The sequence below is a fragment of the Streptomyces sp. NPDC019396 genome (assembly GCF_040632375.1).
Classification (GTDB): domain Bacteria; phylum Actinomycetota; class Actinomycetes; order Streptomycetales; family Streptomycetaceae; genus Streptomyces.
The window spans coordinates 199,350-210,807 of sequence record NZ_JBEYBS010000007.1 but is presented as its reverse complement, the minus strand read 5'-3'; the positions used below and the strand labels follow the sequence as shown (position 1 = coordinate 210,807).

At 69.9% G+C, this 11,458-nt stretch carries 7 protein-coding genes; 4 read left to right on the top strand and 3 right to left on the bottom strand.

All coding sequences use genetic code 11. The features are described from left to right. Positions 1 to 40 precede the first annotated feature (40 nt). From ABZ532_RS10845 to ABZ532_RS10835, 3 genes are all read right to left on the bottom strand, one after another. Positions 41 to 880, bottom strand: coding sequence for a hypothetical protein (locus tag ABZ532_RS10845; protein ID WP_361281001.1), 840 nt, complete (start codon positions 878 to 880; stop codon positions 41 to 43). Positions 881 to 1,039: 159 nt separating this feature from the next. Continuing rightward, complete coding sequence (locus ABZ532_RS10840; protein WP_361281167.1) at positions 1,040 to 2,317, bottom strand: metallophosphoesterase; 1,278 nt, start codon at positions 2,315 to 2,317, stop codon at positions 1,040 to 1,042. A gap of 159 nt (positions 2,318 to 2,476) precedes the next feature. Next, positions 2,477 to 3,589 (bottom strand): LacI family DNA-binding transcriptional regulator, encoded by a 1,113-nt coding sequence (locus tag ABZ532_RS10835; protein WP_361281000.1) that lies wholly within the window; start codon positions 3,587 to 3,589, stop codon positions 2,477 to 2,479. 385 nt (positions 3,590 to 3,974) lie between these two features. Between ABZ532_RS10835 and hisC the strand changes: the two genes are divergently transcribed. From hisC to cydD, 4 genes are all read left to right on the top strand, one after another. Continuing rightward, complete coding sequence (gene hisC, locus ABZ532_RS10830) at positions 3,975 to 5,060, top strand: histidinol-phosphate transaminase (protein ID WP_361280999.1); 1,086 nt, start codon at positions 3,975 to 3,977, stop codon at positions 5,058 to 5,060. Positions 5,061 to 5,184: 124 nt separating this feature from the next. Beyond that, positions 5,185 to 6,756, top strand: coding sequence for a cytochrome ubiquinol oxidase subunit I (locus tag ABZ532_RS10825; RefSeq protein WP_361280997.1), 1,572 nt, complete (start codon positions 5,185 to 5,187; stop codon positions 6,754 to 6,756). Positions 6,757 to 6,790: 34 nt separating this feature from the next. Next, positions 6,791 to 7,792 (top strand): cytochrome d ubiquinol oxidase subunit II, encoded by a 1,002-nt coding sequence (cydB, locus tag ABZ532_RS10820; protein ID WP_361280996.1) that lies wholly within the window; start codon positions 6,791 to 6,793, stop codon positions 7,790 to 7,792. A gap of 61 nt (positions 7,793 to 7,853) precedes the next feature. Next, the gene (gene cydD / locus ABZ532_RS10815; RefSeq protein ID WP_361280995.1) at positions 7,854 to 11,450 is read left to right on the top strand and encodes a thiol reductant ABC exporter subunit CydD; all 3,597 of its coding nucleotides are present in this window, start codon (positions 7,854 to 7,856) and stop codon (positions 11,448 to 11,450) included. The last annotated feature ends 8 nt before the right edge of the window (positions 11,451 to 11,458 follow it).

Here is an 11,458-nt window from a genome sequence, read left to right as displayed (position 1 = left end):
AGGGCGCGGCCGGAAAGGCCCCCGTAGCACTCCGCCCGCGCTATTCCGGCTGGTGCTCCGGGGGCCCGAACTCGGGACTGGTGAAGTCCGGGCTGGTGAACGCGGGGCGGGACGAGGTCGACGAACCCTGGCTGGGGCTCGTGAAGTCGGGGCCGCTGTAGCCAACCTTCGGGATGCGGTTCAGCGGGCCCGGCGCGCTGGAGGAGGGGCCGGGGCCGGGGTCGGCCAGCGCCGAGCGGAGGAAAGGGAGGACGCCCCGCTCCAGGAGGGCGTGGCGCCAGGCCTCGCGGGCGCGGGCGACTTCCGCCACTTCCTCCGGCAGTGCTCCGCTCGTCTCGTCGGCGGGCACCTCCGTCGCGCTGTTGCGCAGTGCGGTGATCAGCAGCCCGACCACCGCCGCGAGCAGGCTGACCGCGGTGAGCGCGCCGAAGAACCAGCCCGCCGCCAGCAGGGTCTGTGCGAAGGAGGGTTCGGGCTTGAGCGCCTTCAGCACATAGCCCACGAAGAGGAGGATCACCGCGGCGGTGCCCGCCAGCACGGGGGCCAGTACGGTGAGCACGGCGCCGAGGCCCGCGCCTGATCCGGGGGCTGACAGGTCGGCGGACGCCTGGTCCTGCAGGGCCCCACGGGAGGGTGAGGACGCGGTGGGTGAGCGCAGTTCTTCGCGGACCTTGACGAAGTGGTCGTACTCGGCCGCGGCCGCGCTGGTGATCAGCGCCGTGGCGTTGAGCGCCATGGTGCGCAGCTGTTCGGCGTTGAGCCGGTCTCCGACCGTGGAGAGATCGGGGCGGTCGTGTGCCTGGCGCAGCACTTCATCGAGGATTCGCTCGTATGCTGCGCGATCCTCGGACAGCAGGTGCGGAGCGCTTTTCATCTGCATCCCCCGATGCTCCGTAGGGCCGCATCGCCCGCTTGGGTGGGCGGTTGGGCGGAAACGGAGGAGAGCCTGCTACGGATAAGCCGATGGTAGAGCGGTCACGGCACGGGGTGACAGGGGGTTTCCGGAAATGGCATGTACCGTCTCGGCTCGGTCAGGGCCTCAGTCGGCGAGCGGAAGCTCGACCACCAGCAGTTTTCCGGCCATGGTCACTCCGCCGTCCATCGCGATGGCCAGTCCGTCCGCGTATACATGGGGGCCGTCGACGACCGGGTCCGAGCTCTCTTCGCCGTCGGCGGCGTCCTCGGTCCCGACCTGCCCGAGCAGATACGGGATGGGGCTGTGGCCGTGGACGACGCGGCTGCCGCCATACGCGCCGAGCAGCTCGCGCACGGCGTCCGCGCCGTCCTCGTCGCGGAAGGAGAAGCGCTTGGTGAACTTGCGGAACAGGTCCCAGCACTCGTCCGCGTCGTTCCGGTTGAGGATCTCGTGGACGGTGTCGTTGACGTCCTCGATGGTGGTGCCGTAGTCGAGGTAGGCGGTCGTGTCGGAGTGCAGCAGCAGGTGGCCGTCCTCCTCCACCACCGCGTCCAGCCGGGACATCCACTGGAGGTGGACGTCCTGGAGCCGGTCCATGTCGCTCTTCTGGCCACCGTTGAGGAGCCAGGCCGCCTGGAAGGTGGCGGTTCCGGCACCTGAGTTGACGGGGGTGTCGGCGAAGCGCTTGGCGCCGATCAGCAGGAGCTCGTGGTTGCCCATCAGGGCCTTGCAGTAACCGCCCGCCGCCGCGGCCTCCGCGGAGAGGCGCATGACGAGGTCGATGACGCCGATTCCGTCGGGGCCGCGGTCGGTGAAGTCGCCGAGGAACCACAGCCTGGTGTTGCCTGCGGCCCAGTTGCCCTCGGCGTCGATCAGGCCCTTCTCGGTGAGGGCGGCGACGAGTTCGTCGAGGTAGCCGTGTACGTCACCGACGACGAAGAGGGGGCCGGGCCCGTCGGTGACCTGCTGTGGTGTCTCGACGGGGGTGAGCTCCACCTGCACGGTGTCACCGCGGCGGACGATGATCGGCAGATCCCGCTCGGTGGGGGTGTAGCCGTCCGGTGGTTCCTCGTCGGGGTGAGCGTCGCCCGGGTGGACGGCGGGGGGAGCGCTGGGAGCGGCGGTACGGGGGTCGCCAGGGGGCGCGGGCGCGCTCATGGCGTCTGCAGACACCGGCTGCCGGGCCGGGGCCGGCTCCGGGTGCGCGGGCACGGGCTCCGTCGCTGTCTCCGTCGCCGGATCCGGCATCTGCTCGGGCAGCGCGGTCTGCGCCGGCGGGGTCTGCGGGTCCTGAGACTGCACCGGGACCTGCGCGTACGGGGGCACCCGGAAGTCGCGCACCGTATCCGTCCGCACCACGGGTCCCTGACCGGCCCCCTGAGTCATCGACCCCTCCACCACCGTCGCGCCGCCGTACACCGTCGGACCGTCCTGGTCGGGGAGCTCCGCGGTGTCGTGCGCCCATCATAGGAATGCGGCCCGTGTTGTGTGATGCACCAGGGGTGCTGAATCCGGGTACACCCCGGGTTCGCTGACTGTTTCACCCCGATTTGGGAGCTCTCAGTCCTGTGCGGGTGAGCGTGGCGGGCTCACCGTGGTCCGCGGGGAGCGCCGTTGCGACGAGGTGCGGACGATCAGCTCTGTCGGTATCACCTGCTCGACCGGTCCCCCGCCGTCGACACCCTCGATGGCGTCGATGAGCAGTTGGACCACGGCGGTGCCGATGCGCCGCGGCTTGAGCGAGAGGGTGGTGATGGGCGGTTCGGTGGTGGCGTACACCGCCGACTCGCTGCAGCAGACCAGCAGCAGGTCGTCGGGTACGCGCAGTCCGTAGCGCCGGGCGGCGGCCAGTAGGTCGGTGCCGTTGGGGTCGAAGAGGCCGTACACCGCGTCGGGGCGGTCGGGGCGGGCGAGCAGCCGGTCGGCTGCGACGGCGCCCGCGCAGGGGTCGTGTGCCGGGTAGGCCTCGTAGACCGGTTCCTGCCCGACCCGCTCGCACCAGCCGAGGTAGGCGGTGGTGGACAGCCGGGTGTAGGTGTCCGTGGTGGTGCCGGTGAGCAGGCCGATCCGGCGTGCCCCGGCCGCCGCGAGGTGGTCCAGCAGATCGAGTACGGCCGCTTCGTGGTCGTTGTCGACCCAGGCGGTGACGGGCAGGGTGCCCGCCGGGCGGCCGTCTGAGACCACGGGCAGACCCTGGCGGACCAGCTCGGTGACCACAGGGTCGTGGTCGGAGGGGTCGATCACGACGGTGCCGTCGAGGGCGACGTTGGACCAGACGTCATGGCGCGAGGTCGCCGGGAGGATGACCAGGGCGTAGCCACGGGCCAGCGCCGCGGAGGTCGCGGCCCGCGCCATCTCGGCGAAGTACGCGAACTCGGTGAAGGTGAAAGGTTCATCCCCGTAGGTGGTCACCGTCAGGCCGATGAGGCCCGACTTGCCGGTACGGAGGGTCCGGGCGGCGGCCGACGGGCGGTAGCCCAGCCGGTCGGCGACCTCGCGGACGTGGCGGCGGGTGGCGTCCGGGAGTCTGCCCTTTCCGTTGAGCGCGTCGGAGACCGTCGTGATGGAGACACCCGCCGCGGCGGCCACGTCCCGGATGCCCGCCCGACCTTGCCGGCGGCCCCGGCGCGCTGTCTCTGTCCGGCTCACCTGGTGCTTCCCTGCTGCTGTCATGGCGAGCCGATAGTAGGGCGATGACGAGCGGTTGGTCCGGTCGCATATGCACCTGTTGACAGGCACGTTTCTGCATGGCAGCAAGGGTCCAATTACCTTGGAAACAAAGGTAGTTGAGTGCTGATGCGGTGGTCTTATGGTTGTCGATGGGGATGGACCTGTCGATGGCGTGATGTTGCGAAGAGGTCTCAACTCACTACTACGGGTGATGCGCGCCACGGAGTGAGCCACCGGCGCGCGGTCTTCGAAACGCGCCCCCCTGCTCCTGGAGAGGCTCCCCCGTTCCAGGGGAACGACATTCCCCCATTCGCAGGGGCCGGGAATCCTCATATGGTGAGCAGTATTGGTGAGTGATTGTGTGTACGACGGTCGAGGAGGACCTGCGGTGAGCGAGACAAGCCCCAAGCTGCGCGCCGAGCTGGACGGCATCCCCACCTACAAGCCGGGAAAGCCCGCCGCGGCAGGTGCTGACGGGCCTACCGCCTTCAAGCTGTCCTCCAACGAGAATCCGTATCCGCCCCTGCCCGGGGTGATGGAGTCGGCGGTCGCCGCGGCGGCGGACTTCAACCGCTACCCGGACATGGCCTGCACCGGGCTGATGAACGAGCTCTCGGACCGCTTCGGGGTCCCGCTGTCGCACCTGGCGACCGGCACCGGCTCGGTCGGGGTCGCCCAGCAGCTGATCCAGGCCACCTCGGGCCCGGGCGACGAGGTCATCTACGCGTGGCGCTCCTTCGAGGCATACCCGATCATCACGCGGGTCAGCGGTGCCACGCCGGTCCAGGTGCCGCTCACCCCGGGCGATGTGCACGATCTGGACGCCATGGCGGACGCGGTGACCGACCGGACGCGGCTGATCTTCGTCTGCAACCCGAACAACCCCACCGGCACGGTGGTGCACCGTGAGGAGCTGGAGCGGTTCCTGGACCGGGTGCCATCCGATGTGCTGGTGGTGCTGGACGAGGCGTACCGCGAGTTCATCCGGGACACGGACGTGCCCGACGGGCTGGAGCTCTACCGGAGCCGGCCGAACGTCGCCGTGCTGCGCACTTTCTCCAAGGCGTACGGACTGGCGGGTCTGCGGGTCGGTTTCGCCGTCGCGCACGAGCCGGTGGCGGCGGCCCTGCGCAAGACGGCGGTGCCCTTCGGGGTGAGCCAGCTCGCGCAGGACGCGGCGGTCGCGTCGCTGCAGGCCGAGGACGAGCTGCTGGGGCGGGTCGGCTCGCTGGTCACCGAGCGCAGCCGCGTGTACGAGGGACTGGTGAAGCAGGGCTGGACCGTGCCGGCGACCCAGGCGAACTTCGTCTGGCTGCGGCTCGGCGAGAGCACGGTCGACTTCGCGGCGGCGTGCGAGCGGGCCGGTGTCATCGTGCGGCCGTTCCCGGGGGAGGGCGTGCGCGTCACCATCGGCGAGTGCGAGGCGAACGATGTGTTCCTGCACACGGCGGAGGCCTTCCGCAAGGAGATGTAGCCCAGGTGCAGCCCCGCGCCTGAAAGGCGGAAAGCCCTGGTGAGCCCCCGTGAGCGCCCTGCCGCGGGGGCTCACCCCATGTCGCTCACAGGGGTGGGCCCCCGCCCACCAGTGCGGTTTTGGGATGGGGCATAATGCTTGTGAATGTGAACGCGTTCACAAGCTCGCCCGCAAGGAGGACGATGTGGACTCAGCCCTGGCCCTGGCGCCGGAGACTCTGGCGCGCTGGCAGTTCGGCATCACCACCGTCTATCACTTCCTTTTCGTCCCTCTGACGATCTCCCTGGCCGCCCTGACGGCAGGCCTCCAGACCGCCTGGGTGCGTACGGGGAAGGAGAAGTACCTCAAGGCGACCAAGTTCTGGGGCAAGCTCTTCCTGATCAACATCGCCATGGGTGTGGTCACCGGCATCGTGCAGGAGTTCCAGTTCGGCATGAACTGGTCCGACTACTCGCGCTTCGTAGGCGATGTGTTCGGAGCCCCCCTCGCCTTCGAGGCGCTGATCGCCTTCTTCTTCGAGTCGACCTTCATCGGCCTGTGGATCTTCGGATGGGACAAGCTCCCCAAGAAGATCCATCTCGCCTGCATATGGATGGTCTCGATCGGCACCATCCTCTCGGCGTACTTCATCCTGGCGGCCAACTCCTGGATGCAGCACCCCGTCGGCTACCGGATCAACAAGGAGAACGGAAGGGCGGAGCTCACCGACTTCTGGCTGGTGCTCACGCAGAACACCGCACTCTCGCAGGCCTTCCACACCCTCGCCGCGGCCTTCCTGACCGGCGGCGCGTTCATGGTCGGCATCGCCGCCTTCCATCTGAGGCGCAGGAAGCACATTCCGGTGATGAAGACCTCGCTGCGGCTGGGGTTGATCACCGTCGTCATCGCGGGGCTGCTCACCGCTCTCAGCGGTGACTTCCTCGGCAAGGTCATGTTCAAGCAGCAGCCGATGAAGATGGCCGCGGCGGAAGCGCTGTGGGACGGGGAGAAGCCGGCGCCCTTCTCCGTGTTTGCGTACGGCGATGTGGACAAGGGCCACAACAAGGTCGCGATCGAGATCCCCGGCCTGCTGTCCTTCCTGGCCAACGACGACTTCACCTCGTACGTACCGGGGATCAACGACACCAACAAGGCCGAGCAGGAGAAGTACGGACCCGGCGACTACCGGCCCAACATCCCCGTCACCTACTGGGGATTCCGCTGGATGATCGGCTTCGGCATGGCGTCGCTCACCCTCGGCCTCGCCGGACTCTGGCTGACCCGCAAGAAGTTCCTGCTCCCGGCCGCGCTGAGGGTGGGTGACGACGAGGTGCCGCATCTGGTGCTCTTCAGGAAGCCGCTCGGCGCGAAGCTCAGCGGGCTCTACTGGCTCGCGGCGGTCTGGACCCTCGGCTTCCCGCTGATCGCCAACTCCTGGGGATGGATCTTCACGGAGATGGGGCGCCAGCCCTGGGTGGTGTACGGCGTGCTGCGCACCAGTGACGCGGTCTCCCCCGGTGTCTCGCAGGCGGAGGTGCTCACCTCGATGATCGTCTTCACGGCGCTGTACGCGGTGCTGGCCGTGATCGAGGTCAGGCTGCTGGTGAAGTACGTCAAGGCGGGTCCCCCCGAGCTCACCGAGGCGGACCTCAATCCCCCCACCAAGATCGGCGGCCATGACCGCGACCCCGACCGGCCGATGGCCTTCTCGTACTGAGCCCGCGACTGAGACTGGAACTGGGAGCTGAGGTATGGAACTCCACGACGTCTGGTTCGTCGTCATCGCCGTGCTGTGGACCGGCTACTTCTTCCTCGAGGGCTTTGACTTCGGGGTCGGCATCCTGACGAAGCTACTCGCCCGCAACCGGGCCGAGAAGCGCGTCCTCATCAACACGATCGGACCTGTCTGGGACGGGAACGAGGTGTGGCTGCTGGCGGCCGGCGGCGCCACGTTCGCCGCTTTCCCCGACTGGTACGCCACGCTCTTCTCGGGCTTCTATCTGCCGCTGCTGGTCATCCTGGTGTCCCTGATCGTGCGGGGTGTCGCCTTCGAGTACCGGGTGAAGCGACCGGAGGAGCGCTGGCAGCGCAACTGGGAGCACGCCATCTTCTGGACCTCGCTGCTGCCTGCCGTGCTGTGGGGCGTGGCCTTCGGCAACATCGTGCGCGGAGTGAAGATCGACGCGGATATGGAGTACGTCGGCACCCTCGGTGATCTGATGAACCCGTATGCCCTGCTCGGCGGTCTGGTCACGCTGTCCTTGTTCACCTTCCACGGAGCGGTGTTCGCCGCGCTCAAGACCGTGGGGGACATCCGGGGGCGGGCGCGGGGTCTTGCGCTGAAGCTCGGGGTGGTCACGGCAGTACTGGCCCTCGGGTTCCTGAGCTGGACGCAGGCGGAGAAGGGCGGTGGCGCCAGCCTGGTCGCGATGATCGTGGCCGTGCTCGCGCTGCTCGGTGCGGTCGGGGCGATCCGGATGGGCCGTGAGGGATGGTCGTTCGCGCTGTCGGGCGTCACCATCACGGCCGCGGTGGCGATGCTGTTCCTGACGCTCTTCCCGAACGTGATGCCCTCATCGCTCAACGCGGCATGGAGCCTGACGGTGACCAATGCCTCGTCGAGCCCCTACACCCTGAAGATCATGACGTGGTGTGCGGCGATCGCCACCCCGCTGGTGATGCTCTACCAGGGCTGGACGTACTGGGTGTTCCGGAAGCGGATCGGCACGCAGCACATCGCAGATCCGCACTGACGTGCACTGACCCGCACTGGTCCGCACCGGCTCAGCTCACCACAAGCGAGGGATGTTTCACGTGAAACCCGTCGACCCGCGTCTGCTCCGGTACGCCCACGCCACCCGCCGCTTCATGGTGGCGGTGGTGGTGCTCGGCGCGATCGGGGCGGCGCTGGTCGTGGCCCAGGCGATGCTCATCGCCGAAGTGGTGGTGGGGGCGTTCCAGAAGGGGCTGGCTGTCTCCGGGCTGGGGACGCAGCTGGCCTTGCTGGCCGCAGTCGCGGCCGGACGGGCGCTGGTGAGCTGGCTGACGGAGCTGGCGGCGCACCGGGCGAGTGCGGCGGTCAAGAGCGAACTGCGGATGCGGTTGCTGGAGCGGGCGGCTGGGCTGGGCCCGGGCTGGCTGAGCCGGCAGCGCACGGGCTCGCTTGTCGCCCTGGCCACGCGCGGAGTCGACGCACTCGATGACTACTTCGCGCGCTATCTGCCGCAACTGGGTCTCGCGGTGGTCGTGCCCGTGGCGGTGCTGGCGCGGATCGTCACCGAGGACTGGGTGTCGGCGGCGATCATCGCGGGGACGCTGCCGCTGATCCCCGTGTTCATGGTGCTGATCGGCTGGGCCACCGAGTCGCGGATGACGCGTCAGTGGGCGCTGCTGTCCCGGCTGTCCGGGCACTTCCTGGATGTGGTCGCGGGGCTGCCGACGCTGAAGGTGTTCGGGCGGGCGAAGGCGCAGGCCGAGTCGATCCGGACGATCACGGGCGAGTACCGGCGGGCGACGCTGCGGACGCTGCGTATCGCGTTCCTGTCGTCCTTCGCGCTGGAGCTGCTGTCGACGCTGTCAGTGGCACTGGTGGCCGTGGGTGTCGGTATGCGGCTCGTCCACGGCGATCTCGACCTCTACACCGGTCTGGTGGTGCTGATCCTCGCGCCCGAGGCGTATCTGCCCATCCGGCAGGTCGGGGCGCAGTACCACGCGGTGGCGGAGGGGCTGTCGGCAGCGGAGGAGATCTTCGAAGTGCTGGAGGCCCCCGCCCCCGCGAGGGGCACGGGTGCGGCGCCGGGCCCTGGCGGGATCCGGCTGGAGCTTGACTCGGTGACCGTGCGGCACGAGGGCCGCCCGGCGCCCGCGCTGGAGAGTGCCTCGCTGACCGTACGGGACGGTGAGACCGTCGCCCTGGTCGGGCCGAGTGGGGCAGGCAAGTCGACTCTGCTGGATGTGGTGCTGGGGTTCGTCCGCCCGGACGCGGGCGCGGTTCGGATCAGTGCCGCTGATGCCGCGGCGGTGGACCTGGCCGACGTCGACCCCGACGCATGGCGGGAGCGCATCGCCTGGGTGCCGCAGCGTCCGTATCTCTTCGCCGGAACCCTCGCGGAGAACGTACGGCTCTCCCGGCCGGACGCGACCGACGCGGAGGTGGCCACAGCGCTGCGGGACGCCGGGGCCGAGGACTTCGTGGCCCGGCTGCCGGGCGGTGTGGAGAGCGTGCTCGGTGAGGACGGTGCGGGCTTGTCCGCGGGGCAGCGGCAGCGGCTCGCGCTGGCCCGGGCCTTCCTGGCCGACCGGCCGTTGCTGCTGCTCGACGAGCCGACCGCCGCGCTGGACGGTGAGACCGAGGCGGGTGTCGTGGACGCGGTGAGGCGGCTGGCGCAGGGGCGGACCGTGCTGCTGGTCGTGCACCGTCCCGCCCTGCTGGCGGTGGCCGACCGGGTGGTGGAGCTGCTTCCGGGGGAGCCGGCGGAAGGCGTTGGTGCGCGCGTCGGCCAAGGGACGCACGGCTTGGTGGCGGGCCCGAAGGCCGACACCTCGATGCCGTCTGACGACTCATCGGGCGCCTCGGGCTCATCGGCCTCGGGCTCATGGGGATCGGGATCACTGGGATCACCGGCCGAGGCGGACCACGGGCTGCCCCCGGGAACCCCGGGCGGCGTGCTGGGGCGGGTGCGTGTGATGGCCGGAGGGCTGCGCGGGCGACTCGTACTGGCGCTGCTGCTCGGGAGTCTGGCGCTCGGGTCCGCCGTGGGCCTGATGGCGGTGTCCGGATGGCTGATCTCCAGGGCGTCCGAACAGCCGCCGGTGCTCTACCTGATGGTTGCGGTGACGGCGACGCGTGCCTTCGGGATCGGTCGCGCCGTGTTCCGGTACGCCGAGCGGCTGGTGTCCCATGACGCCGTGCTGTCGATGCTCGCCGAGCTGAGGGTCACCGTGTACCGGCGACTCGAGCGCATCAGCCCGGCCGGGCTGCGCGACACCCGGCGCGGTGATGTGCTGTCCCGGCTCGTCGCCGATGTGGACGCGCTCCAGGACTACTGGCTTCGCTGGCTGCTGCCGGTGGGGACGGCCGTCATCGTGGGCGCCCTGTCAGCTGGTTTCACGGCCTGGCTGCTGCCCGAGGCCGGGGCCGTACTGGCCGGGGGGCTTCTGATCGCCGGAGTCGCGGTGCCGATGGTCAGTGGTGCGTGGGCGCGGCGGGCCGAACACTCCATGGCCCCGGCGCGCGGTGTTCTCGCGGCCCGGATCGTGGATCTGCTGCGCGGTACCGCCGAGCTGAGCGTGACCGGGGCACTCGGCAGCAGGGTGGACGCGGTACGCGAGGCCGATGCCCGGCTTACCCGGATCGCCTCGCGCACCGCGTCAGCGGGAGCACTCGGCGGCGCTCTCTCCGCCCTGGCCGGCGGGCTGACCGTGGTACTCGCCGCGTATGCGGGCGTGATGGCCGTGCACTCGGGTCGCATCGAGGGCGTGGAGCTCGCCGTGGTCGTACTGACCCCACTCGCCGCGTTCGAGGCGGTCACCGGTCTGCCGCTCGCCGTGCGGTACCGCCAGCGGGTGCTGCGGAGCGCGGAGCGGGTCTTCGAAGTGCTCGATGCCCCGGTGCCCGTGCATGAGCCGGGGGACGCGGCGCCTGCGCCCTCCTCCGCCTTCCCGCTCCATCTCCGCGGGCTCGCGGCCCGCCACGCGGGTCAGGAGGGTGACGCCCTCAGCGGTTTCGACCTGAGCCTCACCGAGGGCAGACGGGTCGCCGTCGTCGGCGCATCCGGCTCGGGCAAGACGACACTCGCCCAGGTGCTGCTGCGCTTCCTTGACGCGCGAGAAGGCAGCTACACCCTTGGCGGGACGGATGCGACCGCACTGGACGGGGACACGATCCGCCGTTTCGTCGGACTCTGCGCGCAGGACGCCCATATCTTCGACAGCACCATCCGGGAGAACCTCCGGCTCGCCCGCACCGACGCGTCCGAGGCAGGACTGCGCACGGCACTCGCCGGGGCACGGCTCCTGGAGTGGGTGGACGGCCTGCCCGACGGACTGGACACACTGGTCGGCGAGCACGGTGCCCGGCTCTCGGGGGGGCAGCGCCAGCGCCTCGCCCTCGCCCGTGCGCTGCTCGCCGACTTCCCCGTACTGCTCCTCGACGAACCGGCCGAGCATCTGGACCTGGCGACGGCGGACGCTCTCACGGCCGATCTGCTGGCGGCGACACAGGGGCGCACCACGGTGCTGATCACCCACCGGCTCCGCGGTCTCGACGCTGTCGACGAGGTCATGGTGCTGGACGAGGGCAGGACCGTTCAGCGCGGGCCGTACGCCGAACTGGCCACGGTGGACGGGCCGCTGCGGCGAATGCTGGAACGCGAGCACGCCGCCGAGCCGGTCGGCGTTCCGCACCGCTGAGTGGCTTG

Coding starts and splice junctions, on each gene's coding strand:
- cydB (WP_361280996.1), top strand. CDS start 6,791: ATGGAACTCCACGACGTCTGGTTCGTCGTCATCGCCGTGCTGTGGACC.
- ABZ532_RS10825 (WP_361280997.1), top strand. CDS start 5,185: ATGGGGCATAATGCTTGTGAATGTGAACGCGTTCACAAGCTCGCCCGC.
- ABZ532_RS10845 (WP_361281001.1), bottom strand. CDS start 880: ATGCAGATGAAAAGCGCTCCGCACCTGCTGTCCGAGGATCGCGCAGCA.
- ABZ532_RS10835 (WP_361281000.1), bottom strand. CDS start 3,589: ATGACAGCAGCAGGGAAGCACCAGGTGAGCCGGACAGAGACAGCGCGC.